We start from the raw sequence: 24361 nt of genomic DNA on the forward strand, positions 1-24361 counted from the left end.
GATGGCCATATCTGCCGCTCCGGACCAGGGTGGACCGCAGGGACGAGGAGACCGGGAGGACCGCAGCCGCCATGGCGCCACTGACCGCCCTGCTCGACTGGCTCGCCGGCCGCGGCCTGGAGATCGTGCTGATCATCCTCGGCTCGATCCTGGTCGCCCGCTTCATCACCTGGGTCGGGAAGCGGATCACCGACCGCATCGACGCCCGCTCCACCGGCGGCGACGTGCTGGTGCGGTCGGAGGCCGCCAAGCACCGCCACTCGCTGACCCAGGTGATCACCTGGGCGCTGATCGTCCTGGTCTACGCCGTCACGGTGTTCTACGTCCTCGACCGCCTCGGCGTCCCGGTCACCGGCCTGGTGGCGCCGGCCACCGTGCTCGGCGTCGGGCTGGGCTTCGGCGCCCAGCGGATCGTCGGTGACGTCCTCGCCGGGTTCTTCCTCATCGCCGAGCGGCAGTACGGGTTCGGCGACGTCGTCTCGATCAACGTCGTCGGCGGCGGCGACCCGGCCGACGGCACGGTCGAGGACGTCACGCTGCGGGTGACCCGGCTGCGCTCGGCCGACGGCGAGGTCGTCACCGTGCCGAACGGCCAGATCGTCAAGGTCGTCAACCTCTCCCGCGACTGGGCGCGTGCCGTGGTCGACGTCCCCGTGCCGACGACGGCCGACGTCAACCGGGTCAACGAGGTCCTCCGCGAGGTGAACCGGCAGGCCTTCGCCGACGAGGACCTGCGCCGCCTGCTGCTCGACGAGCCCAGCGTGATGGGCGTCGAGAGCATCGACCTCGAGCAGGTGAACGTGCGCGTGGTCGCCCGCACGCTGCCCGGCCGGCAGTTCGAGGTGGGCCGCGACCTGCGCGCCCGCATCGTGCTGGCCTTCGCCCGCGCCGGCCTCAACCTCACGCCCGGTCCCGAGCCGGCGCCGGCGCCGGCCCCGCAGGGGGCGCAGCAGTGACCGTCCCGGGTGCCCCGCGGACCGATCCCGAGGGCACGGGCGGCGACCCCGCGGCCCGCGGGCGCTTCGGCCTGTCCGGCCTCTTCCGCCGCTCGCCCGGGCACATCGGCCGTGCCCGCACCTCCACGCTGGTGCTGGCGCTGCTCTTCGTCGGCCTCGGGGTGCTGTACCTCTACGTCCGGCCGCCGGATCCCACGACGGTCCCGGCCGGGGACCCGGCACAGGTGAGCACCCCCGCGCCCGCGCCGGCGACGACGACCGCACCCCCGACGAGCGAGCCACCGACGACGAGCGAGCCGGCGCCGACGACGCCGGAGGAGACCACCGCGCCGACGACGACCGACCTGCCCACCGGCACCACCGCCCCGACCCCGCCGACCGGCTCGAGGACCACCGAGCCCCGCGAGACCGAGCCGGGTGAGCCCGCACCGACCACGACCGGAGAGGCGCCGCCGGCCGGCGAGCCCCCCGCCCCCACTCCGGGGAGCAGCCCGACCGGCTGACCGGCGCGTGGACACCGGATGTGAACGCCGGTTAACGTCAGGCATCCCCAGAGCTCATCCGGAGGCACACATGGCGGTCGCCGCGCCGCAGTCGTCGCGCGCCCACCACGAGGACCTGGTCGCCGAGCTGCAGGAACGGCTCCGGCAGCGGGCGCTCGGCGGGTCGGAGGCCTCGCGGGCCCGGCACGTGGAGCGCGGCAAGCTGCTCCCCCGCGACCGCGTGGCCCACCTGCTCGACCCCGGCAGCCCCTTCCTCGAGCTCTCGCCGCTGGCCGCCGAGGGCATGTACGACGGCGACTCCCCCGGCGCCGGGATCATCACCGGGATCGGCCGCGTCGCCGGCCGGCCGTGCGTCCTCGTCGTCAACGACGCCACCGTCAAGGGCGGCACCTACTACCCGATGACGGTGAAGAAGCACCTGCGCGCGCAGGAGGTGGCGCTGCAGAACCGGCTGCCGTGCGTCTACCTGGTCGACTCCGGCGGGGCGTTCCTGCCGATGCAGGACGAGGTGTTCCCCGACCGCGAGCACTTCGGCCGGATCTTCTTCAACCAGGCCACGATGAGCGCCCGCGGCATCCCGCAGGTCGCCGCCGTCCTCGGGTCCTGCACCGCCGGCGGCGCCTACGTGCCGGCCATGGCCGACGAGTCGGTGATCGTCCGCGAGCAGGGCACGATCTTCCTCGGCGGGCCGCCGCTGGTGAAGGCGGCGACCGGCGAGGTGGTCACCGCCGAGGACCTCGGCGGCGGCGACCTGCACAGCCGCGTCTCCGGCGTCACCGACCACCTCGCCGACGACGACGAGCACGCGCTGGAGATCGTCCGCCGCGTCGTCGCGACGCTGGCCCCGCCCGCGCCACCGGCCTGGGAGGTCGCCCCGCCGCGCGACGCCGTCCGCCCGCAGACCGACCTCTACGACCTGGTGCCGGTCGACCCGCGCACGCCCTACGACGTCCGCGACGTCATCACCACGCTCGTCGACGGCGGGGAGCACCAGGAGTTCAAGGCGCTCTACGGGCCGACGCTGGTGACCACCTTCGCCCGGCTGCACGGGCACCCGGTGGGCATCGTGGCCAACAACGGCGTGCTGTTCGGCGAGTCCGCGCTCAAGGGCGCCCACTTCGTCCAGCTCTGCGACCAGCGGCGGATCCCGCTGCTGTTCCTGCAGAACATCACCGGCTTCATGGTCGGCCGCGACTACGAGGCCGGCGGCATCGCCAAGCACGGCGCCAAGATGGTCACCGCCGTCGCCTGCGCCCGGGTGCCCAAGCTGACCGTCGTCATCGGCGGCTCCTACGGCGCGGGCAACTACTCGATGTGCGGCCGGGCCTACTCCCCCCGCTTCCTCTGGATGTGGCCCAACGCCCGCATCTCGGTGATGGGCGGCGAGCAGGCCGCCTCGGTGCTGGCCACCGTCCGCCGCGACGGCCTCGCCGCCCGCGGCACCGACTGGCCCGCGGAGGAGGAAGAGGCGTTCAAGGCGCCGGTCCGCGACCGGTACGAGGCCCAGGGCAACCCCTACTACTCGACGGCGCGGCTCTGGGACGACGGCGTCCTCGACCCCGCCGACACCCGCACCGTCCTCGGCCTGGCGCTGTCCGCGTGCGCCCAGGCCCCCCTCGACGACGTCGCCTACGGCGTCTTCCGGATGTGACTCCCGTGTTCGACACCGTCCTCGTGGCCAACCGGGGCGAGATCGCCGTCCGGGTGATCCGCACCCTGCGCCGCCTCGGCATCCGCTCGGTCGCCGTCTACAGCGACGCCGACGCGGGCGCCCCGCACGTCCGCGCCGCCGACGTCGCCTACCGCCTGGGGCCCGCCGCGGCCGCGGAGAGCTACCTGTCGGTGGAGCGCGTGGTCGAGGCGTGCCGGGCCACCGGTGCGCAGGCCGTGCACCCCGGCTACGGCTTCCTGTCGGAGAACCCGGCGCTGGCCGCCGCGCTGGCCGAGGCGGGCGTCGTCTTCGTCGGCCCGCCCACGGAGGCGATCCGGGTCATGGGCGACAAGATCACCGCCAAGAAGACGGTCGAGGCGTCCGGTGTGCCCGTCGTCCCGGGCATCGCCGAGCCCGGCCTCACCGACGCCGACCTGGTGGCCGCCGCACCCGGCATCGGCTTCCCCGTGCTGGTCAAGCCCTCGGCCGGAGGCGGCGGCAAGGGCATGCGCGTGGTGGCCGACGCCGCCGACCTGCCCGCGGCCCTCGCCGGCGCCCGCCGGGAGGCCCGGGCCTCGTTCGGCGACGACACGCTGTTCCTCGAGCGGTTCGTCCAGCGGCCCCGGCACGTCGAGGTGCAGGTGCTCGCCGACACGCACGGCGCCGTCGTCCACCTCGGCGAGCGCGAGTGCAGCCTGCAGCGGCGGCACCAGAAGGTGGTCGAGGAGGCGCCGTCCCCGCTGCTCGACGCCGCCACCCGTGCGCGGATCGGCGCGGCGGCCTGCGCCACCGCCCGCAGCGTCGGCTACACCGGCGCCGGCACGGTGGAGTTCATCGTCTCCGCCGACCGGCCGGACGAGTTCTTCTTCATGGAGATGAACACCCGGCTGCAGGTCGAGCACCCGGTCACCGAGGTCGTCACCGGCCTGGACCTGGTCGAGCAGCAGCTCCTGGTCGCCGCCGGGGAGCCGCTCGCCTTCGCCCAGGGCGACGTCGCGCTCACCGGCTGGGCGGTCGAGGCGCGGGTCTACGCCGAGGACCCGGGCCGCGGCTTCCTCCCCACCGGCGGGCGGGTGCTGGCGCTGGCCGAGCCCGCCGGCGCCCGCGTGGACAGCGGGATCGCGGCCGGCACCGTCGTCGGCTCGGACTACGACCCGATGCTGGCCAAGGTGGTCGCCGCAGGGATCGACCGCGCCACCGCGCTGGCCGCGCTGGACCGCGCGCTGGCCGGCACCGCGGTGCTCGGCGTGGCCACCAACGTCGGCTTCGTCCGGGCGCTGCTCGCCGAGCCCGAGGTGCGGTCCGGGCAGCTCGACACCGCGCTGCTCGACCGGTTCGCCGCCGGCTGGGAGCCGGCGCCGGTGCCCGACACCGCGCTGCTCGCCGCCGCCGCGTCCGTGTGGCTGGCCGCGTGGGCCGCGGCCGACCCGGCCGACCCGTGGAGCGCGCCCACCGGCTTCCGCGCCGGGTCCGGGACCGCGCCGTTCGTCGTCCGCCTGGAGGCGGGGGCGCAGCCGCGCACGGTCACCCTGACCGGCACCCCCGCGGCCGCGCAGGCCATCGTCGACGGTGCCGACGCCGGCCTGCTGACCTGCGCGGCCGAGGACGGCGGCGTCGTGCTCGTGCGCGCCGGCGTCCGCTCCCGCTGCCTGGTCGCCGACGACGGGGAGACGCTGTTCGTGCACGCCGAGGGCGCGGACTGGCCGCTGCGGCGGGCCCGCCGGGTGCTGCTGCGGCCCGACGCCGCCGGCGCGCACGCCCCCGAGCTGACCAGCCCGATGCCCGGCACCGTGATCGCGGTCCCGGCGGCCGGGGGGCAGGCCGTGCGCGCCGGCGACCCGGTCGTCGTCGTCGAGGCGATGAAGATGGAGCACACGCTGCGCGCCCCGGTCGACGGCGTCGTCGAGCTGCTGGTCGCCGCCGGCGCGCAGGTGGCGCTCGACCAGGTGCTCGCCCGGCTCACCCCCGCCTGACCCCCGGCCGGGGCTCCCGCTAGGGTCGGCGCAGGCTCACGAGAGGCAGCGTCAAGTACCTGGCTGGCTGCCCGGCAACCTCTCTCCGTCCGAGGTGCTCCCAGGGGAAGAGCCGGCCGCGTGGCGCCCGCCGCACGGCAAGACGGAGCCCTCCGTGCGCCGCGGGGTCTCCGCGAGCGAGAGGAGACGGCGCCGTGACCGACCCGCAGAGCTGGAGCTTCGAGACCCGGCAGATCCACGCCGGGGCCAGCCCCGACCCGACCACCGGGGCCCGCGCCCTGCCGATCTACGCCACCACCAGCTACCAGTTCCGCGACACCCAGCACGCCGCCGACCTGTTCGCGCTGGCGGAGATGGGCAACATCTACACGCGGATCATGAACCCGACGCAGGACGCGCTCGAGCAGCGCGTGGCCTCCCTCGAGGGCGGCGTCGCGGCGCTCGCCGTGGCCAGCGGCCAGGCCGCCGAGACCCTGGCGATCCTCAACGTCGCCGAGGCAGGCAGCCACGTCGTCGCCTCGGCCTCGCTGTACGGCGGCACCTACAACCTGCTGCACCACTCGCTGCCCAAGCTCGGCGTCGAGGTCTCCTTCGTCGAGGACCCCGACGACCCGGAGAACTGGCAGTCGCTGGTCCGCGAGAACACCAAGGCCTTCTACGCCGAGTCGATCGGCAACCCGAAGGGCGACGTCCTCGACATCTCGGCGGTGTCGGAGGTGGCGCACCGCAACGGCGCGCCGCTGATCGTCGACAACACCATCGCCACGCCCTACCTCGTGCGCCCGCTCGAGCACGGCGCCGACGTCGTGGTGCACTCGGCCACGAAGTACCTCGGCGGCCACGGCACCGTCATCGCCGGCCTGATCGTCGACGGCGGCAACTTCGACTGGACCCGCGGGAAGTTCCCCGGCTTCACCACGCCGGACCCGACCTACCACGGCGTCGTCTACGCCGACCTCGGTGCGCCCGCGTTCGCGCTCAAGGCCCGTGTGCAGCTGCTGCGCGACCTCGGGCCGGCGATCAGCCCGTTCAACGCGTGGCTGATCGTGCAGGGCATCGAGACGCTGTCGCTGCGCATGGAGCGGCACGTGGCCAACGCCCAGCGGGTGGCGGAGTTCCTCGAGGCGCACGACGAGGTCGAGTCGGTGCACTACGCCGGCCTGCCGTCCTCGCCGTGGCACGCCGCCCAGCAGCGCTACGCCCCGCGCGGTGCCGGCGCCGTCCTCGCCTTCGAGATCCGCGGCGGCAAGGAGGCCGGCCAGCGGTTCGTCGAGGCGCTGGAGCTGCACAGCCACGTGGCCAACATCGGCGACGTGCGCAGCCTGGTGATCCACCCGGCCTCGACGACGCACTCCCAGCTGACCCCCGAGGAGCAGCGGACCACCGGCGTCACGCCCGGCCTGGTGCGCCTGGCCGCCGGCCTGGAGGGGATCGAGGACATCCTGGCCGACCTCGAGGCGGGGTTCCGCGCCGCCAAGGGCGCCTGACATGGGCGGGGTGGGGGACGCCGCGGCGTCCCCGGCCCCGCCGCGCACGGGCGGGTGGCGCGACGGCGACCCCGCCGGGGACCGGCTCTTCCTCGACCTGGACGGACCGGTCCGGCTCGAGCGCGGCGGGGTGCTGCCCGGCGTGCGGGTGGCCTACGAGACCTGGGGCACCCTCGCCCCGGACGGCGGCAACGCAGTGCTGGTCGAGCACGCGCTCACCGGCGACAGCCACGTCACCGGCCCCGGCGGTCCGGGGCACCCGACGCCGGGCTGGTGGGCGTCGCTGGTCGGCCCGGGCGCGGCCCTGGACACCGACCGGTTCTTCGTCGTGTGCGCCAACGTGCTCGGCGGCTGCCAGGGGACGACCGGCCCGTCGTCGACGGCGCCCGACGGCCGGCCGTGGGGCTCGCGGTTCCCCGAGGTGACCGTGGCCGACCAGGTGCTGGTCGAGGCCGCGCTCGCCGACACGCTCGGCGTGCGCCGCTGGGCCGCCGTCGTCGGCGGGTCGATGGGCGGCATGCGGGCGCTGGAGTGGGCGGTCGCGCTGCCCGACCGGGTGGCCGGGCTGTTCTTCCTCGCCTCGGGTGCCGCGGCCACGGCCGACCAGATCGGCACGCAGACCACCCAGCAGGCCGCCATCCGCGCCGACCCCGCGTGGGCCGGCGGCGACCACCTGCCGGGTCCGGGGCCCGTGGCCGGGCTCGGCGTCGCGCGGCGGATCGCGCACCTCACCTACCGCAGCGCCCTGGAGCTGGAGGAGCGCTTCGGCCCGGTCGTGCAGGGCGACGGCCGGTTCGCGGTCGCCTCCTACCTCGACCACCACGCCGACAAGCTGGCCCGCCGCTTCGACGCCGGCAGCTACGTGCTGCTCACCGAGGCGATGAACAGCTGGGACGTCGGCCGCGGCCGGGGCGGGGTGGAGGCCGCGCTGGCGCGGGTGACGGCGCGGGCGGTGGTGGCCGGCGTCGACTCCGACCGGCTGTACCCGCTGGGGCTGCAGCAGCGGGTGGCCGACGCGCTCGGCGTGCCGCTGCGGGTGGTGTCCTCGCCGTACGGGCACGACGGCTTCCTCGTCGAGGCCGACGCCGTGGGCACGCTCCTGCGCGACCTGCTGGACGCCTGACCCCGTCGAGATCGCGCGATCTCGCACGGTTCCCGGGGGCCGGGCGTGCGAGATCACGCGATCTCGACAGACTGGTCCCGTGAGCGATCCCGCCCTCGACGCCCTGCGGCTGGCCTGCGACCGCGCACTGGCCGGCCACGGTCCCCAGCGCGCCGCCGACCTGCTGGCCACCATCCCGCCGGACACCGAGCAGGACCGCTACGGCACGGGCGGCGTCGTCGCCGAGCTCGAGGCGGAGGTCGCGCAGGTGCTGGGCAAGCCGGCCGCCGTCTACCTGCCCAGCGGCACGATGGCCCAGCAGGCGGTGCTGCGCGTGCACGCCGGGCGCAGCGGCCGGCACACCGTGGTCGGGCACCCCGAGTGCCACCTGTTCCGGCACGAGGGCGGCGCCCTGGCGCGGCTGCAGGGCCTGGTCGAGCGCCCGGTGGGCGACCGGCACCGGATGCTGCTGCGCAGCGACCTCGACGACGTCGCCGAGGCACCGGCCGCGCTGGTGGTGGAGCTGCCGCAGCGCGACCTCGGCGGGCCGCTGCCGCCCTGGGACGACGTCGTCGAGCAGGCCGCGTGGGCGCACGACCACGCCACGGTCGCCCACCTCGACGGCGCCCGGCTGTGGGAGGCCGCGGCCGGGTACGAGCTCCCGCCCTCCGACGTCGCGGCGCCCTTCGACACCGTCTACGTCAGCTTCTACAAGGGCATCGGCGCGCTGGCCGGGTGCGCCCTGGCCGGGCCGGCCGACGTCGTCGCCGAGGTGCGGGAGTGGCGCGGGCGGATGGGCGGCACGCTGTTCGGCCTGTGGCCCGGGGCGGCCTCGGCGCTGACCTGCCTGCGCCGCCGGCTGCCGCTGTTCCCCGCCTACCTCGACCGCGCGCGGGAGGTGGCCGACGCCGTGCGCGACCTGCCCGGCGTGCGCGTCGTCCCCGACCCGCCGCAGACGCCGATGCTGCACCTGCTGCTGTCGACGACGTCGGACGCCTTCCGTGCCGCCGCCCGCGCGCTGGCCGAGGAGGGCCTGTGGACGTGGGCGCAGCCGGGGGTCACCGGCGACCCCACCGTGGTGCGCGTGGAGCTGCCGGTGGGCGACGCGACGCTGGCGCTGCCCCTGGAGGAGGCCCGGACCGCCGTCGCCCGCCTCGCGGGCGCCGTCTGACCCTGCACCCGCGCCGGGACGTCACCCACGGGGGACGGTTCCGTCTCGCATCTGCGGGGAAGACGAGAGCCGTGAACGGGGAACGGGGACATACCCGCCGGTCGGTGCTGGCCGCCGGCGTGGGGCTGGCCGCGCTCGGCGCGGCAGCGTGCACAGCGGGGCCCGGGCGGCCGCGCCGGACCGAGCCGCTGGCCTTCGGGGTGTCCACACCCGGCGGCCCGCAGGCGACCGCGGAACTCGAGGCGGTCGAGGCGGTGACCGGCGAGCGCCCCTCACTGGTGCTCTCCTACGTCGCGCTCGGTGCGCCACCACCGCTGGCCGACCTCGACGCCGTCGTCGCGCGCGGAGCGACGCCGATGGTGACCTGGGAGCCGTGGGACCCGGCCGACGGGGGCCGTTCCACGCTGGCCGACCTGGCCGCCGGCGTCTGGGACGGGCAGCTGTGGTGGTGGGCCGGCGCGCTGCGCGACTGGGGCCGTCGGGTGCTCCTGCGCTTCGCGCACGAGCAGAACGGCGACTGGTACCCGTGGGCGGTCGGCGTGGCGGGGACGACGGCCCGTGACCACGTCGCCGCCTGGCGGCACCTCGCGGAGGTGCTCACCCAGGCCGGCGCGGACAACGTCGAGCTGGTGTGGAACCCGAACGTCCGGTATCCCGGGTCGACGCCGATGGCCGAGACCTGGCCCGGCAGCGGCTCCGTCGGCCGGGTGGCGCTCGACGGCTACAACTGGGGCGCCGTCCCGGGCCGCGGCGGCTGGCAGGAGCCCGCGGAGCTGTTCGGCCCGAGCCTCGACGAGCTGCGCGGACTGGCCGGGGACCTGCCCCTGCTGGTGGCCGAGGTCGCCTGCGCCGAGTCCGGCGGCGACAAGGCCGAGTGGGTGAGCGACCTCGTCGCCTGGCTGGACGAGCAGGCCGACGTCGGCGCCTTCGTGTGGTTCGACCACGACAAGGAGACCGACTGGCGGCTGGCCAGCAGTCCCGCCAGCGCCCGGGCGGCGCGCCGGGCCCTGGCCGCCCGGAGCCTCGTCGGGGGCCGGCGGTGAGCGCGCTCCCGGCCACCGGCAGCGCCCCGGTGCTCCCCTCCACCGGCTCCGCCGTGGCCCGCCCGGTTCCCGCCGTCGACCCCGGCGAGAGCCGGCGCCTGGAGGCCCTCGAACAGCTCCAACTGCTCGGCACCGGCCGCGAGGAGCGCTTCGACCGGATCACCCGCCTGGCGCAGCGCGTGTTCGACGTGCCGATCGCGACGGTGACCCTCATCGCCGAGGACCACCTCTGGTTCAAGTCCGCGCAGGGCATGCCGGTGGACCGGGCCGACCGCCAGGCGTCCTTCTGCGACCGCACGATGGTCCTGCGCGGCACCCACGTGGTGCCCGACGCCCTCCAGGACCCGGTCTTCGCCACCGCCCCGGCGGTCTGCGGGCCACCGAACGTGCGCTTCTACGCCGGCCACCCGCTCACCGGGCCGGGCGGCATGGTGATCGGCACGCTCTGCCTGTTCGACACCCGCCCGCGCACGCTCGACACCCGTGGGGTCGCCGTGCTCGAGGAGCTGGCCCGGTGGACGGAGGAGGAGCTCGCCACCTCCGCCGACATGGAGCGGGCACGCGAGGTCCAGGCGGCGCTGCTGCCCGACCGGCCACCGGAGGTCCCCGGCTACGCGATCGCCGGGACCTGCCGCCCGGCTGCGGCCGTCGGCGGGGACCTGCTCGACCTCGACGTCGTCGACGGGGACCTCGTGGTCACCTTGGCCGACGTCATGGGCAAGGGCGCCGGGGCGGCGATCCTCATGGCGACCGTGCGGGCGGTGCTGCGGGCCGCCTCCCGCGGGGACACCCCCGGCGCCGCCGCCGACCGCCCGGAGAGCGCTGTGCTCGCCGCGGCGGCCCGGACGCTGCAGCCCGACCTCGCCCGCGCGGGCTCCTTCGTCACCTGCTTCACCGGCCGACTGGAGGCCGCGACCGGGCGGCTGCGCTACGCCGACGCCGGGCACGGCCTGGCAGTGGTGCACCGGGCGGACGGGAGCACGCAGCACCTCGCCGGAGAGGACCTGCCCCTCGGCGTCGAGGCCGACCTGCCCTGGGCGGCGCACGAGCTCGTGCTCGACCCGGGCGACACGCTCCTCGTCTTCAGCGACGGGCTCTTCGACGTCCTCGGCGGCACCCGGGAGGCGCTCGAGCACGTCGCGCGACTGGTGCGCGCGCACCCGGACCCGGAGACCCTGCTCGACCAGGTGCGGGGGCTGACCGCCGCGGCCCGGCCGCTCGACGACGTCACCGCCATCGCGCTCCGCCGGCTGGCGACGTCGTGACCACCCACCGGGCGGCCCGCGGCCGCGACCCGCTGAGCGGTGCGTCGGTGACCGCGAGGACGCCGAAGGTGCCCCTCACCGGGCGACTGCTGGCCCTGCGCGTGCTGGTCCTCGTGACCGCGGTCCTGGGCATCAACTACGTGACGTGGCGGTGGCTGGAGTCGATCAACTGGTCGGCGTGGTGGATCGCCGTCCCGCTGGTCCTCGCCGAGACCTACAGCCTCGTGGACTCGCTGCTGTTCGGACTGACCATGTGGCGGCTGCGCCGCCGCGGGGAGGCGCCGCCGCCCCCGGAGGGCGCCACCGTCGACGTCTTCGTCACCACCTACAACGAGCCGCTGGACCTGGTGATGGCCACCGCCGAGGCGGCGCAGCGCATCCGGTACCCGCACCGCACCTGGATCCTGGACGACGGCGCGCGACCCGAGCTGCGCGCTCGTGCCGAGGCCGCCGGGATCGGCTGGATCACCCGGTCCGCCGACTGGGCCGGGCACTCCCGGCACGCCAAGGCGGGCAACCTCAACAACGCGCTCATGACCACCGACGGCGAGTTCATCCTGATCCTCGACGCCGACCAGGTGCCCGACCCGGCGATCCTCGACCGCACGCTGGGCTGGTTCCGGGACCCGCGGATGGCCCTGGTGCAGACGCCGCAGGTGTTCGTCAACGTGCCCGGCGACGACCCCCTCGGCAGCCAGGCGCCGCTGTTCTACGGGCCCATCCAGCAGGGCAAGGACGGCTGGAACGCGGCCTTCTTCTGCGGCTCGAACGCGGTGCTGCGCCGTGAGGCGCTGATGCAGCTGGGGATCACCCGCTACGTCAGCGAGGTGCAGCTGGCCGTCAGCCGCGCACTGCGCACCGCCGACCGGGTCCTGGCCCGGGCACGCCGCTCGCTGGACCCGGCGCAGACGGAGGCCCGCGCCGCGCTCGACCAGGTCGTCGCGGCCGTGGCCCGGGCGCGGGCCGAGCTACGCGACGGCGCGGCGCTCGCCGACGTCACCTACCGCTTCCAGCAGCGGGTCGACGCTGCCGCCCGGGAGATCGTGGCCGCCGACGTCGACTCCCTCCAGGCCGACCTCGCCGCGATCGCCGAGCTGTCCAGCGAGCTGGACGAGGAGGACGGCGGGCTGGCCGAGGTCGACCGGGGGGCGCTGACCCGCCTCGCCGCCCGTGACTGGTCCCCGTTGGGTGCGATCGAGACGGTGCGGGCCCTCGTGCGCGCCGTCGACGTCGACAAGGACGACGAGGCCCAGCCGGTCATGCCCATGGCCACCATCTCGGTCACCGAGGACATGGCCACGTGCATGCGCCTGCACGCCCTCGGCTGGCGCACGGCCTACCACGACGAGACGCTGGCCCTCGGCCTGGCGCCTGAGGACCTCGGCACCATGCTCACCCAGCGGCTCCGCTGGGCGCAGGGCACCGTGCAGGTGATGCTGCGGGAGAACCCGCTGGTGCAGCGCGGGCTCACCCTGGCCCAGCGGCTCATGTACTGGGCGACGATGTGGAGCTACCTGTCCGGTTTCGCGGCCGTCGTCTACTTCGCCGCGCCGGTCGTCTACCTCGTCTTCGGCGTGCTGCCGGTGACCGGGTTGACCGCGGAGTTCTTCCTCCGGCTGGTGCCCTTCCTGCTGGTCAACCAGCTGCTCTTCACCGTCGTCGGCCGCGGCCGGCGCACGTGGCGCGGGCAGCAGTACTCACTGGCGCTGTTCCCGGTGTGGATCCGGTCGGTGACCTCGGCGGTCGGCAACGTGGTGTTCGGCCGCAGCCTGGCCTTCGCGGTGACCCCCAAGGAGCGCCAGTCGGTCGACCGTCGCCCCTGGCACCTGGTCCGCCCGCAGCTGGCCGTCATGTCGCTGCTGGTCGTGGCGGCCGTCGTCGGCACGGTGCGCATGGTCGTCGCCGACGCGTCGGTCCTGGGCACCGTCACCAACCTGGTGTGGGTCGCCTTCGACCTGGCCGTCCTCAGCGTCGTCGTCCAGGCCGTCCGCTACCGCGGACCCGAGCAGCCCGAGGGAGCGAGTGCATGACCGAGTTCGAGACCGAGACGACCGACGCCGGCGTCGGGGTCATCAGGCCGGTGGGCCGGCTCAACATGGTCGCCGCCCCCCGGTTGCGCGCCCTGGTCAGCCAACTGGTGGCCGGAGGGACGGCGCGGGTGGTGGTCGACCTCTCCAGCACCGACTCGATGGACTCCTCCGGTCTCGGGGCGCTGATCGCCGGCCTGAAGACCACCCGTCAGGCCGGGGGTGACCTGCGGCTGGCCGGTGCCGGGCCGCAGGTGCAGGCGGTGCTGGAGCTGACCAACCTGGGCCGGGTCCTGCGTCCGCGACCGGACGTGGCCAGCGCCTTCCCCGTCGGCGACTGAGGTGCCCGGCAGGACCCACGTGCTGCGCGCCCCCGCCGGGCCGGAGGCGCTCGGCCCCGTCCACGACCTGCTCGCGCAGCTGTGGGCCGGCGAGCCCGGCATCGACGAGCCGGCGCGGCTCCGGTTCGAGACGGCGGTGGCCGAGATCGCCGCCAACATCGCCGAGCACGCCGCCGCCTCGGGCGCCAGCGTGCTGGAGCTGAGACTGCGCGGACTGCCCGACCGGGTCGAGGCCGTCTTCGAGGACGACGGCGGTCCGGTCGCCCCCGGCCCCGGCGGCTGGCCGCCCGACGACGCCGAGCGCGGCCGGGGCCTGGAGCTGGTCCGGGCGGCTGTGGACGCGCTGCGCTACGAGCGCGACGGCGGCCGCAACCGCTGGGTCGTCGTCCTCGGCCGCTGACGCCCGCGGCGGACCGTCGGGGCGCACCGGCGAGCGGCACACCACCGGCCTCGACCCGCCTCAGCCGCGCGGTGTGGGGATCCCCGGCCTGCGCAGTGACCGGAAGCCCGCGCGCAGCTCCTCGGCGAACAGCTGCGGCTGCTCCCACGCCGCGAAGTGACCGCCCCGGTCCACCTCGTTGAAGTGGACGAGGCCGGGATAGGCCCGCTCCGTCCAGCTGCGCGGGGCCTGGTACTGCTCGCCGGGGAAGACGCTCACGGCGACGGGGATGGTGACCCCCTTCGCGTCGAAGAAGCCGCCCCGGTACTCCCAGTAGAGGCGGGACGCCGAGACACCGGTGTTCGTCAGCCAGTACAGGGTGATGTTGTCGAGGACCTCGTCCCGGGTCAGCTCACCCGTGGCGCTCGACGTCCGACCCAGCGCGGCGGTGACCGCCGCGGCCGGCTGACCGTCGGCGTCGTTGTGGTCGAGGAGCCAGGCGGCCAGGCCGACGGGTGAGTCGGCGATCCCGTACAGGGTCTGCGGGCGGGCGGCCATGTACCGCGCGTACTCGACCTGCCCGAACGTCCTGACGAGCTGGTCGTAGGCGCGTCGCTCCTCGGTCGACAGCCCGGCGGGCGGCGGAGCGCCGGCCACGGCCGCCGCGTTGACGTCGGCCGGGACGACGGCGGGCATGTTGGTGTGGATGCCCAGCAGTCCGTCGGGGGCCTGCAGGCCCATCTGGTCGACGACGAACGCGCCCCAGTCACCGCCCTGGGCGACGTAGCGGCCGTAGCCGAGGCGGTGCATCAGCTCCGCCCACGCCCGGCCCATGCGCTCGGGGCCCCATCCGGTGGTCGTCGGCTTGCCGCTGAAGCCGTAGCCCGGCATCGACGGGATCACCAGGTGGAAGGCGTCCGAGGCGCTGCCGCCGTGCGCCGTGGGATCGACGAGCGGGTCGATGATCTTGAGCTGCTCGATGACCGAGCCGGGCCATCCGTGGTTGACGACCAGGGGCAGCGCGTCGTCGTGCCGCGAGCGGACGTGGACGAAGTGGACGTCCAGCCCGTCGATCTCCGTGGTGAACTGCGGCAGCGCGTTCAGCCGCGCCTCGCACGCACGCCAGTCGTGGTCGGTGGCCCAGTACCGCGCGAGGTCCTGCATCGTCGCCAGCGGCACGCCCTGCGAGGTGTCCGGCACCGTCTCCGCCTCCGGCCACACCGTCTCCCGGATGCGCCGGCGCATCTCCGTGAGCGCCTCGTCCGGCACCTGCACGCGGAACGGGCGGATGGCGGCGCCCGTCTGTTCTGCGACTGCGGTCATGACCGACCTGCCCCCTTGCTCGATTGCGGGGAGGTCGCAGTCCCCGTACGGACCAGCGGAGCTGGGCACGGGTCGGCGCTCCCGGGACCCGAGCCACCCTGCTCCGGGACTCCGGGGAGCGGGAGGGGACAAGGACCCCTTCCGCGCGCGGCGGCGCGGTCAGTCCGCCGAGTCGCCGGGGACGTGGCCGGCCGAGGGCAGCGGGCGGCGCACGACCGGCCGCACCTTGCGGGCCGCGTCGAGCCGCTCGGTGTAGCTCGCCGCGTTGAGCCGGATGTGCGTGAGGTCGTCCTCGGTGGTCTGCCGGAGGACCCGCGCCGGGACGCCGGCCACCAGCGAGCCCGGCGGCACGACCGTGCCCTGGGTGACGACGGCGCCCGCGGCCACGATGCAGCCCGACCCGATGTGCGCGCCGTTCATCACCACGCTGCCCATGCCGACGAGGACGTCGTCGTCGACGCGGGCGCCGTGCAGCACGACGCGGTGTCCCACGCTCACCCCGCGGCCGACGACCAGCGGGAAGCCGGGGTCGGAGTGCAGGGTGCAGCCGTCCTGGATGTTCGACTCGGGGCCGATCTCGATGACCTCGCCGTCGGCCCGGGCGACCGCGCCGTACCAGATGCTCGACCGGGGTCCCATGGTCACCGCGCCGACCACCACGGCCGTCGGCGCGACGAAGGCGTCGTCGTCGATGGCCGGGGCGCCGAAGGGCAGTTCCGCGATGTAGTTGTCCGCCACGGCTCCACCCCAGCACAGGTGGCCCCCGTACGGCGCGCGGGACGCCGCGCCACTCCCTCAGGGGACGCGGACGCTCCACCGGGCGAGGAACTCCTCCGGGCCCACCGACCCCAGCTCGTCCCGGATCGCCCACAGCACGGCCCCCGGCGCGGTGGGGTCCTCGCTGGGCACGCGGAGGACCTCCGCCCCGTCGTCGCGACGGCGCACCACCACGTCGTGCACCGTCGGCCCGGGGACCAGGCCCTGCACCATCTCGGCGGCGAAGGCGCCGGCGACGCGGACCCAGTGCCGGACCCGCCCGCCCGGACGCGGTTCGAGGTCGGCGACGTAGACCGCCGCGGCGCGCAGGTCACCCTCCGGGACTGCCATGCCGGGAGTGTGGCGCAGCCCGGGGACCCTGCCCAGCATCCGGGGTGAAGACGTCCTCGATCCGGCAGCCGAACAGCGCTGCGATGCGGAACGCGAGGGGGAGGCTGGGGTCGAAGCGCCCCTTCTCCAGGGAGATGACCGTCTGGCGGGACACGCCGAGCTCCTCGGCCAGCCGTCCCTGCGACCAGCCGCGGGCGGCCCGCCGCTCGGCCAGGTCGTTGTCCACGGCGGCTCAGGCGTCGCGCCGGCGCAGCACCGTCAGCCGGACGGCGACGTCGGCGAAGCCGACGACGATCAGCGCGGCCAGCGCGCTCGTGGCGTCGACCCGCAGATCGGTGACCGACAGCGCGGTCGCGCCCACCCCCGCCACGACCAGCAGGTCGAGGAACGAGCCCGAGGCGCTGCGCTGCCACCAGGTCTGCTCGACGCTCTCCTCCGGGTGGACGACCGGGTCCGGTCCCGATGCGCCGGAGACGAACAGCAGCCAGCCGAGCCCGTAGCCCGGACCGAGGGTGCACGCGCCGAAGACGAGGGCGCGCAGCCGGGCCTCGTCGGGGTCGCCGAACAGGGCGGCCAGCAGCCCCAGGGCGGCGGCGACCAGCAGCCCCGTGACTCCGGCGGCGAGGTGACGCACGAACACGACCGGCTCCCGTTGTGACAAGCGGACTTGACAGGAGCAGTGCACCGTCCCGGTGGCCATCTGTCAAGCAACCTTGACCACCACGGAGCGCGCCGCGAGGATCCCCGGCGTGACGCTGCCGACCGACCTCCCGGTGCTCGCCTTCCCCGACCAGGCCGCCTTCGAGGAGTGGCTGGAGGGCGAGCACGCCACGGCGCCCGGCTGCTACGTGAAGCTGGCCAGGAAGGGCGCCGGCGTGCCGTCGGTGACGCGGGACGAGATGGTCGAGTCGCTGCTGTGCTTCGGCTGGATCGACGGCCGCAGCAACTCCGTGGACGAGCACTGGTGGCTCACCCGCGTGACCCCGCGGCGGCCGCGCAGCGTGTGGTCGCGCAAGAACGTCGGCATCGTCGAGGAGCTCACCGCGGCCGGCCGGATGCGCCCCGCCGGGATCGCCCAGGTGGAGGCGGCGCGGGCCGACGGCCGCTGGGACCGCGCCTACGCCGGCCCCGCCACCATCACCGTCCCCGACGACCTCACCGCCGCGCTGGCCGCCGAGCCGGCCGCGCAGGAGGCGTTCGCGGGGCTCGACGGCACCAACCGCTACGCCGTCCTCTGGCGGGTGCACACCGCGGCCACCCCGGCCACGCGGGCCAAGCGGATCGCCGCCCTCGTCACCAAGCTGGCGGAGGGCGGGCGGCTGCACTAGGGGGCCAGGGGGTCGGTGTCCTCGGGGGCCACGCCGGGCCGCTCGCGCCAGAAGCGGGCGTCGCGCCACCGCCACAGCAGCATGAGCACGATGCCGGTCAGCATGATGCCGACGCCGATCACCAGCGGCGGGCCGAGGCCGAACCACGCCTGGCCGGTGTAGCTGTTGTCCGGGTCGGCGAGGTCGCGCACCGAGAGCACCAGCAGCCAGGCCAGCATCCCGGCCCCGATCAGCGGGCCGGCGCCCAGCAGCAGCGCGTCGCGCACGCTGCGCACCAGGCGGCGGCGGAAGTACCAGGCGCAGGCCAACCCGGTCAGCGCGTAGTACAGCGCGATCAGCAGCGACAGCGCCGTGATCGAGTCGAACAGCGCGTTCTCGCTCACCAGGTGGACGCCGACGTACCAGGCGACCGCCACGCCGGCGACCCACCAGGTGGAGACGTCCGGCGTCCGGAACCGCTCGGACACCGACCCGAAGCGCGCCGGCAGCGCCGCCCGCCGCGCCATCGACAGGCCGGTGCGGGAGGCCGGGATGATCGTCGTCTGCGTGGAGGCGATCGCCGAGGTGGCGACGGCGGCCAGCACCACCCAGTCCCAGCCGCCCAGCGCCTGCGTGGACAGCAGCGCGAACACCGCCTCCTCCTCGTCGGCGTTGCCCGCCAGCCACGCCGTCCCGGCGAAGGAGACGACGGCGACCGCGACGCCGACGTAGGTGAGCAGCAGGACGACCGTGGAGAGCACGCCGGCCCGTCCCGGCGCGACGCGCGAGTCGGTGGTCTCCTCCGTCAGGTTGATCGCCGACTCCCAGCCCCAGTAGGCGAAGACGCCGAGGAGCAGGCCGCCGGTGAGCGCGGCGCCGCCGGAGCCGAAGGGGTCCAGCCACTCCCACGACGGCGTCAGCCCGCCGAACGGCGAGTCGCCCCGGACCCCGCGCACCAGCGCGACGACGGCGAAGACGAGCAACGCGACGGTCTGGGCGAGGATCAGCGCGTTCTGCAGCCGCGCGGAGATCTCGGTGCCCAGCACGCAGATCGCCGACATGACGACGACCAGCACCACGCTGAGCGCGACGACCGCGGGCGTGGAGTCGGCCAGGGCGTCGAGGCCCAGCATGAGCAGGGTGAACCGGACGCCGACCTCGGCCAGCGACCCGACCACCAGGACGCCGGTCATCGTGATGGCCCAGCCGCCGATCCAGCCCGCCGTCGGGCCGAAGGCGCGGGTCACCCACGAGAAGGTCGTCCCGCAGTCGGGGTCGACCCGGTTGAGCGCGGCGAACGCCCCGGCGATGAGCAGCATCGGGACGAACGACGCCAGCATCACGCCCGGCGCGTGCACCCCGACCAGCGCGACGACGGGGCCGATGACCGCGGCCAGCGAGTAGGCCGGCGAGGTGGCGGCCAGGCCGATGACGAGGGAGTCGAGGAAGCCGATCGCCCCGGGCCGCAGCGCGGGTTCCTCTCGCGGCAGTGCCCGGGTCACGGGGGGCAACGGTACGGCGCGCACGGGTGCGGAGCGCGCCGGACGGGTCGACCCCCGGCCGGGGGCCGGTCGGCTCAGGCGACGCGGACGGCGCCGCGGTACCCCGACTGGTCGACGCTGGTCACCGCGACCGGCTGGCCGAAGGTGCGGGCGTGCACCATCTTGCCGTCGCCGATGTAGATGCCCACGTGGCTGACCGGTGAGTAGAAGTAGACGATGTCGCCCGGCATGAGGTCCGCGCGCGCCACCGGGGTGCCCAGCCGCGACTGCGCCCCGCTGGAGTGCGGCAGGGAGATGCCGGCGGCGGCGTAGGCGTAGGAGGTCAGCCCCGAGCAGTCGAAGCCGTCGGGCCCCGACGCGCCCCACACGTAGGGGTCGCCGATCTGCGCCAGCGCCGTCTGGACGGCGGTCGCGGCGGAGGGGCCGGGAGCGGCGGCTGCCGCGACCGCGGCCGACGGCGCCTCGAGCACCGGGCCGGCCAGCGCGGTGGTGACCCGGACCTGCTCGGCTGCGGTCAGGCGCGCGAACTCGGCCTCGTACTCGTCGGCCTGCGCCTGCACCTGCGCCTGCTGCTCGTGCAGGGCGCCCAGCGCCGCGGTGGCCTCGGCGGCCGCCACGTCGGCGTCGGCGCGGGCCTGCTCGGCCTGGGCCTGTGCGACGGACACCTCGGCCAGGACCCCGTCGGTGTGGTCGGCGATCAGGTCGAGCATGGTCATCTGCGCGACGAGGTCGTCGGCGGACTCGCTGCCCAGGAAGGTGGCCACCCGGGACTGGGTGCTGCCGGTGTAGCCGTTCTGCGCGATGGCACGGATGGTCGGGGCGTACCGCGCCAGCGTGGCCTCGGCGGCGTCGGCGGCCGCGTCGGCGTCGGCGGCGGCCTGCTGCCGTGCGGCGACGGCGAGCTCGGCCTGGTGCACCTGCTCGTCGAGGGCGGTGAGCTGCTGGGCGGTCCGCTCGACCAGGTCCGCGGCCTCGGCGGCGGTCGCCGGCGGGTCCCCGGGCGCCGCCGAGGCGGGGACGGGGGCCAGCAGGACGGCGGTGAGGCCGGCCGCCGCCACGACGGCACCCGACCAGCGGCGTCCCGACGTCCGGTTGCGCAGCACGATCGCCCTCCCCCTGCCGCCCGACGGCGGCGCCCCTGGTTGTCCGTACGGACCGTAGGGAGGTCGTCACTGGGAGAGGGGGGCGGCGCGCGGACCCGCGTGCCGCGTGGGGTCCCACGCGGCACGGTCGTCCCACGCGCCCCGGGCGTCCCGTCGGGAGCCGGCGCCGTCGGTACCGGGGTCGGGTCAGGAGCGGCCGCGGCGGTCGGGGGCGAGGGGCACCAGAGCGTCGGCGACCGCGCCGGTGACGAACGAGTAGACGGCCTTGCCCGCGACGTCGACGACCTGGTCCTGGCGCGACCACGTCCACGGAGGGGCACCGACGCCGGTGGCGTTCTCCAGGGTCTGGTCGGTGGCCAGCCGGACGGAGGTGTGCCAGGCCGAGGCGCGCCAGCCGCGCAGGCCGCTGGCGCTCCAGATGCCGCGCAGTGCGCCGACCGTCGCACCGGTGCCCCAGTGCATGAGGTGGTTGCGGAGGAACGGCCGCTCGGATCCCGGTGGACGGCGGCGCGTGACCAGCGCGGTGAGCGTGCGCGCCGGCACGTAGGAGTCCGGCCGGCCGGTCACCTGCTGCTCGACCTTCTCGGCCAGTGTCATCGCCGCGGTGCCGGCGAGTCCCGCCAGTGCACCGCGCATCGCCGCTCGTCCCAGCATGGGCGGCCGGGTACCCCGCGGGGCGGGCACCGAACGGCGCCCGCCCCCCGGGACGTGTCGCACCCGGGCCGAGGGCGCTCAGCCCGCGAGCGGCTCCTGGGCGTCGAGGCCGGCCATGCTCTCCAGGTCACGCAGCACCGAGGACAGCTCGTCGGCGGTCCACGGCTCGCAGCAGTCGCAGCCGTCCTCGTGGAAGCAGCGCAGGCCCAGGGTGCCGCCGGACTGGTCCTCGTCGATGGCGAGGTGCCCGTCCATCGGCGAGCGGTGGCAGGGGCAGTCGGAGGCGCACGTCCCGATCCCCCACCCGGAGACGACGACCGTCCGGCCGTCGTCCCAGATCTGGCCCACCTGGAAGACGGAGGGCTTCTGCGTGCGGGTCATGGCCGGCTCCCCTCGGCGCCCCCGTCCGTGGGGGCCTGTTGCGGTTGGCCGGAAAAGTAGTCCGGGGACCGTGCCCGGGACTGCTGCCGTGCGGGGAACGACACGCCTCCCGACCCTGGCGCACCAGGCGCCCCACGCGTGTGCCCCGCCGCCTCCTCCGGGGAGCCAACAGCGCTACGAAGGGCGTCAGCTGGCCGGGGAGACCGAGCTCATGTTGAAGTCCGGCACGCGCACCGGCGGCATCGCGGCGCGGGTGAACCAGTCGTTCCACTCGCGCGGCAGCGTCCGCTCGGTGCGCCCGACCTGGTCGATCCGGCCCAGCAGGTCCACCGGCGACTCGTTCCACCGGAAGTTGTTCACCGCGCCGGTCACCTCGCCGCCCTCCACGAGGAAGACGCCGTCGCGGGTCAGGCCGGTCAGCAGGAGGGTCTGCGGGTCGACCTCGCGGATGTACCAGAGCGTGGTCAGCAGCAGCCCGCGGTCGGTGGCGGCCACCATCTCGTCCTGCGTGGCGGTCGCCGTCGGGTCCTCGAGCAGCAGGTTGTCGACGGCGGCCACCGCGGGCGCCGTCGTCTTCAGCGCCCAGGCCCGCGGCCGGATCAGGTTGGTGAGCACCCCGCCGGAGATCCAGTCGACGGCGGGCGTGGCCATGCCGTTGTCGAACACGCTGGCCGAGCCCGACGAGCTGCCCACCACCTGGAACGGCGCGGTCTCCAGCCCCGGCGCGGCGGGGTCACTGCGCAGGGTCAGCGGCAGCTCGGCCAGCCGGTCGCCGATCCGGTTGCCGCCGCCCTTGCGCGCGTACACGTTGCGGCCCTCGTCGGCGTCGCGGGCCTCCATCGTCCAGTACGCGTAGATCATCAGGTCGCTCACCGCCGACGGCGGCAGCAGCGTCTCGTAGCGGCCGGCGGGCAGGTCGACGCGCCGCTGCGACCAGCCGAGCTTGCGCTCGACGTCGGCGGCGAGGTCGGCCACCGACACGTCGCGGAAGTCGCGCGTCCCGACGCCGGCCCACACCGACCGCGAGAAGTCGGTGCTCTTGCCGTTGAGCTCCACGCGGCCGGCGGGCTGGTCGGTGCGCAGCCGCAGGCCGGTCGAGGTGCCCAGGTACGTCGTCGTCAGGGAGTGCTCGGCGTACCCGAACAGCAGGTCACCGCGGTCGCGGGCGGCGCCGAAGGCCTCGCCGAGGGCCGGCGCGAAGTCGGCGAACACCTCGATGGAGGTCTCGGCCGGGTCGGCGTCCCAGTCCCCTGTGCCCGGCGGCGTCTCCGACACCAGCGGGACGGCGTCCTCGGCCGGTCCGGCGTCCCGGGCGGCCTGCTCGCTGGCCGCGACGAGCGCGGCGACGTCGGGCGTGCCGGTCCGCGCCACCGTGCCCGTGGCCATGCCCGACCCGCCGTCGACGAACGAGACGACGACGACCTGGCGCGAGCGCATCGCCCCGTTGGTGGTCAGGCTGTTCGACGCCCACCGCAGGTTGGTCTCGGTGCTCTCGACGACGTAGGCGACGCACCCGTCGGCCGTCGAGGCGGCCAGCGCCTTCTCGACCAGCTGCTGCGCGGTCATGGAGCTCATCGCCCGCCCTCCTGCACCGTGTTGAGGATGGTGACGCCCTCGAAGAGCGCCGCCGGGCAGCCGTGGCTCACCGGCGCGACCTGCCCGGGCTGGGCCTTGCCGCAGTTGAACGCCCCGCCGAGGCGGTACGTCGAGGGCCCGCCGACGGCGCGCATCGAGCCCCAGAAGTCCGTCGTCGTGGCCTGGTAGGCGACGTCCCGCAGCTGCCCGGCGAGCTTCCCGCCCTCGATGCGGTGGAAGCGCTGGCCGGTGAACTGGAAGTTGTAGCGCTGCATGTCGATCGACCAGCTCTTGTCGCCGACGACGTAGATGCCGCGCTCCACCCCGCCGATCAGCCCCTCGAGGTCGGGGCCGTCGGCAGCCGGCTGCAGCGACACGTTGGCCATCCGCTGCACCGGCACGTGCCGCGGGGAGTCGGCGAACGCGCAGCCGTTGGACCGCGCCATGCCGCCGAGCCGGGCGGTGTTGCGGTCGACCTGGTAGCCCACCAGCACGCCGTCGCGGACGACGTCCCACTGCTGGGCCTCGACGCCCTCGTCGTCCCAGCCGACGGTCGACAGGCCGTGCTCGACCGTGCGGTCGCCGGTGACGTGCATGAGCGCCGAGCCGTACCGCAGGCTCCCGAGTCCGTCGACGGTGGCGAACGACGTGCCGGCGTAGGCGGCCTCGTAGCCCAGCGCCCGGTCCAGCTCGGTGGCGTGCCCGACCGACTCGTGGATGGTCAGCCACAGGTTGGACGGGTCGACGACGAGGTCGTACCGGCCCGCCTCGACCGACGGCGCCTTGGTCTTCTCCCGCAGCAGCTCGGGGACCTGCGCCAGCTCGCCGTCCCAGTCGTACCGCCCGTCGGTGAGGTACTCCCAGCCGCGGCCCACCGGCGGCGCGAGCGTCCGCATGCTCTCGAACGCACCGGTCGACCGGTCGACGGTGAGCGCGGTGAACTCCGGGGAGATGCGCACCCGCTGCTGGCGGGTCCGGGTGCCGGCGGTGTCGGCGTAGTACTTCTGCTCCTTGACGTGCATGCAGCCCGACTGCACGTGCTCCACGCCGTCGGCGGCCATGAGCCGCTCGGACAGCTCGGTGAGCAGTGCGGCCTTGTCCGCGTCGGGCACGTCGAACGGGTCGACGTCGTAGGCCGACACCCAGGCGCCCTCGTGCGGCGGCTCGGGCGCGAGCTCGACCCGGTCGCTGGCGACCGCCGCCGACACCTTCGCGACCGCGACCGCCTGCTCGGCCAGCCGCACCGCCTCGGCCGCGGTGAGGACGACACCGGCGGCGAACCCCCAGGTGCCCTCGTGCACGACGCGGACGGCCAGGCCGAGGTCCTCGCCGTCGGCCAGGGCCTCGAGCCGGGCGTCGCGCAGGCTGATCGACTGGGTGCGGATCCGCTCCACGCGGAGGTCGGCGTGCTCGCAGCCGAGGTCGACCGCGCGGGTCAGCGCCGCCTCGGTGAGCGCGGACAGGGGCAGGGCGAGGAAGGACTCGTCGACGTCCCGGGGCTGCACCATCGC

At 75.3% G+C, this 24361-nt stretch carries 24 protein-coding genes and 1 riboswitch; of the genes, 13 read left to right on the forward strand and 11 right to left on the reverse strand.

From position 1 onward, the window contains the following. Positions 1-71 precede the first annotated feature (71 nt). From HLV61_RS14130 to HLV61_RS14185, 12 genes are all read left to right on the forward strand, one after another. Positions 72-956 carry a mechanosensitive ion channel family protein gene (locus HLV61_RS14130; protein WP_369256455.1) on the forward strand — a complete coding sequence of 295 codons (885 nt, stop codon included), beginning with the start codon at positions 72-74 and terminating at the stop codon, positions 954-956. Beyond that, entirely contained in the window at positions 953-1459 is a 507-nt protein-coding gene (locus tag HLV61_RS14135) for a hypothetical protein (protein ID WP_369256457.1), read from the forward strand. The genes HLV61_RS14130 and HLV61_RS14135 overlap by 4 nt, the downstream gene beginning before the upstream one ends. 70 nt (positions 1460-1529) lie before the next feature. Next, positions 1530-3110, forward strand: coding sequence for a carboxyl transferase domain-containing protein (locus HLV61_RS14140; RefSeq protein WP_369256459.1), 1581 nt, complete (start codon positions 1530-1532; stop codon positions 3108-3110). A gap of 5 nt (positions 3111-3115) precedes the next feature. Further along, positions 3116-5083 carry an acetyl/propionyl/methylcrotonyl-CoA carboxylase subunit alpha gene (locus tag HLV61_RS14145; RefSeq protein WP_369256461.1) on the forward strand — a complete coding sequence of 656 codons (1968 nt, stop codon included), beginning with the start codon at positions 3116-3118 and terminating at the stop codon, positions 5081-5083. A gap of 34 nt (positions 5084-5117) precedes the next feature. After that, a riboswitch (SAM riboswitch) is annotated at positions 5118-5233 on the forward strand. A 44-nt stretch (positions 5234-5277) separates the two neighbouring features. Then, positions 5278-6570 carry a bifunctional o-acetylhomoserine/o-acetylserine sulfhydrylase gene (locus tag HLV61_RS14150; RefSeq protein ID WP_369256463.1) on the forward strand — a complete coding sequence of 431 codons (1293 nt, stop codon included), beginning with the start codon at positions 5278-5280 and terminating at the stop codon, positions 6568-6570. Between the two features lies 1 nt (position 6571). Continuing rightward, the gene (metX, locus tag HLV61_RS14155) at positions 6572-7693 is read left to right on the forward strand and encodes a homoserine O-acetyltransferase MetX (protein WP_369256465.1); all 1122 of its coding nucleotides are present in this window, start codon (positions 6572-6574) and stop codon (positions 7691-7693) included. A gap of 79 nt (positions 7694-7772) precedes the next feature. After that, complete coding sequence (locus HLV61_RS14160) at positions 7773-8843, forward strand: threonine aldolase family protein (protein WP_369256467.1); 1071 nt, start codon at positions 7773-7775, stop codon at positions 8841-8843. Between the two features lie 104 nt (positions 8844-8947). Beyond that, on the forward strand, positions 8948-9886 hold the full coding sequence (locus HLV61_RS14165) for a glycoside hydrolase family 26 protein (protein WP_369256469.1): 939 nt from the start codon (positions 8948-8950) through the stop codon (positions 9884-9886). Continuing rightward, entirely contained in the window at positions 9883-11151 is a 1269-nt protein-coding gene (locus HLV61_RS14170) for a PP2C family protein-serine/threonine phosphatase (RefSeq protein ID WP_369256471.1), read from the forward strand. Before HLV61_RS14165 ends, HLV61_RS14170 begins: the two co-directional genes overlap by 4 nt. Continuing rightward, positions 11148-13181: a glycosyltransferase family 2 protein gene (locus tag HLV61_RS14175; RefSeq protein WP_369256473.1), complete on the forward strand. Its 2034-nt coding sequence runs from the start codon at positions 11148-11150 to the stop codon at positions 13179-13181. Before HLV61_RS14170 ends, HLV61_RS14175 begins: the two co-directional genes overlap by 4 nt. Further along, positions 13178-13519 carry an STAS domain-containing protein gene (locus tag HLV61_RS14180; RefSeq protein ID WP_369256475.1) on the forward strand — a complete coding sequence of 114 codons (342 nt, stop codon included), beginning with the start codon at positions 13178-13180 and terminating at the stop codon, positions 13517-13519. Before HLV61_RS14175 ends, HLV61_RS14180 begins: the two co-directional genes overlap by 4 nt. A gap of 19 nt (positions 13520-13538) precedes the next feature. Further along, positions 13539-13919, forward strand: coding sequence for an ATP-binding protein (locus tag HLV61_RS14185; protein WP_369256477.1), 381 nt, complete (start codon positions 13539-13541; stop codon positions 13917-13919). Positions 13920-13979: 60 nt separating this feature from the next. Here the strand turns inward: HLV61_RS14185 and HLV61_RS14190 are convergent, their stop codons facing one another. The 5 genes from HLV61_RS14190 to HLV61_RS14210 all read right to left on the reverse strand — a co-directional run bounded on the left by HLV61_RS14190 (position 13980) and on the right by HLV61_RS14210 (position 16968). Then, positions 13980-15221, reverse strand: a complete 1242-nt coding sequence (locus HLV61_RS14190) for an epoxide hydrolase family protein (protein ID WP_369256479.1) — start codon at positions 15219-15221, stop codon at positions 13980-13982. A 159-nt stretch (positions 15222-15380) separates the two neighbouring features. After that, positions 15381-15959, reverse strand: coding sequence for a gamma carbonic anhydrase family protein (locus tag HLV61_RS14195; protein WP_369256481.1), 579 nt, complete (start codon positions 15957-15959; stop codon positions 15381-15383). Positions 15960-16016: 57 nt separating this feature from the next. Then, positions 16017-16328 (reverse strand): hypothetical protein, encoded by a 312-nt coding sequence (locus HLV61_RS14200; RefSeq protein ID WP_369256483.1) that lies wholly within the window; start codon positions 16326-16328, stop codon positions 16017-16019. Beyond that, the gene (locus tag HLV61_RS14205) at positions 16309-16554 is read right to left on the reverse strand and encodes a helix-turn-helix transcriptional regulator (RefSeq protein ID WP_369256485.1); all 246 of its coding nucleotides are present in this window, start codon (positions 16552-16554) and stop codon (positions 16309-16311) included. The genes HLV61_RS14200 and HLV61_RS14205 overlap by 20 nt, the downstream gene beginning before the upstream one ends. Before the next feature lie 6 nt (positions 16555-16560). Continuing rightward, complete coding sequence (locus HLV61_RS14210; RefSeq protein WP_369256487.1) at positions 16561-16968, reverse strand: hypothetical protein; 408 nt, start codon at positions 16966-16968, stop codon at positions 16561-16563. Between the two features lie 109 nt (positions 16969-17077). On the opposite strand from HLV61_RS14210, the gene HLV61_RS14215 reads away from it, so the two are divergent. After that, entirely contained in the window at positions 17078-17656 is a 579-nt protein-coding gene (locus HLV61_RS14215; protein WP_369256489.1) for a YdeI/OmpD-associated family protein, read from the forward strand. Here HLV61_RS14215 and HLV61_RS14220 read toward each other — a convergent pair. The 6 genes from HLV61_RS14220 to HLV61_RS14245 form a co-directional block, all read right to left on the reverse strand. Further along, positions 17653-19137, reverse strand: coding sequence for an APC family permease (locus HLV61_RS14220; protein ID WP_369256491.1), 1485 nt, complete (start codon positions 19135-19137; stop codon positions 17653-17655). The genes HLV61_RS14215 and HLV61_RS14220 overlap by 4 nt on opposite strands. Before the next feature lie 74 nt (positions 19138-19211). Next, positions 19212-20240, reverse strand: a complete 1029-nt coding sequence (locus tag HLV61_RS14225; RefSeq protein ID WP_369256493.1) for a C40 family peptidase — start codon at positions 20238-20240, stop codon at positions 19212-19214. 186 nt (positions 20241-20426) lie between these two features. Further along, entirely contained in the window at positions 20427-20876 is a 450-nt protein-coding gene (locus tag HLV61_RS14230) for a hypothetical protein (protein ID WP_369256495.1), read from the reverse strand. Positions 20877-20972: 96 nt separating this feature from the next. After that, on the reverse strand, positions 20973-21275 hold the full coding sequence (locus HLV61_RS14235; protein WP_369256497.1) for a hypothetical protein: 303 nt from the start codon (positions 21273-21275) through the stop codon (positions 20973-20975). A gap of 186 nt (positions 21276-21461) precedes the next feature. Then, positions 21462-22850: a metallopeptidase TldD-related protein gene (locus tag HLV61_RS14240; protein ID WP_369256499.1), complete on the reverse strand. Its 1389-nt coding sequence runs from the start codon at positions 22848-22850 to the stop codon at positions 21462-21464. Continuing rightward, entirely contained in the window at positions 22847-24358 is a 1512-nt protein-coding gene (locus HLV61_RS14245; RefSeq protein WP_369256501.1) for a TldD/PmbA family protein, read from the reverse strand. Before HLV61_RS14245 ends, HLV61_RS14240 begins: the two co-directional genes overlap by 4 nt. Positions 24359-24361: the final 3 nt, after the last annotated feature.

It is taken from the genome of Geodermatophilus amargosae (genome assembly GCF_041028265.1).
GTDB classification, from domain to species: domain Bacteria; phylum Actinomycetota; class Actinomycetes; order Mycobacteriales; family Geodermatophilaceae; genus Geodermatophilus; species Geodermatophilus amargosae_A.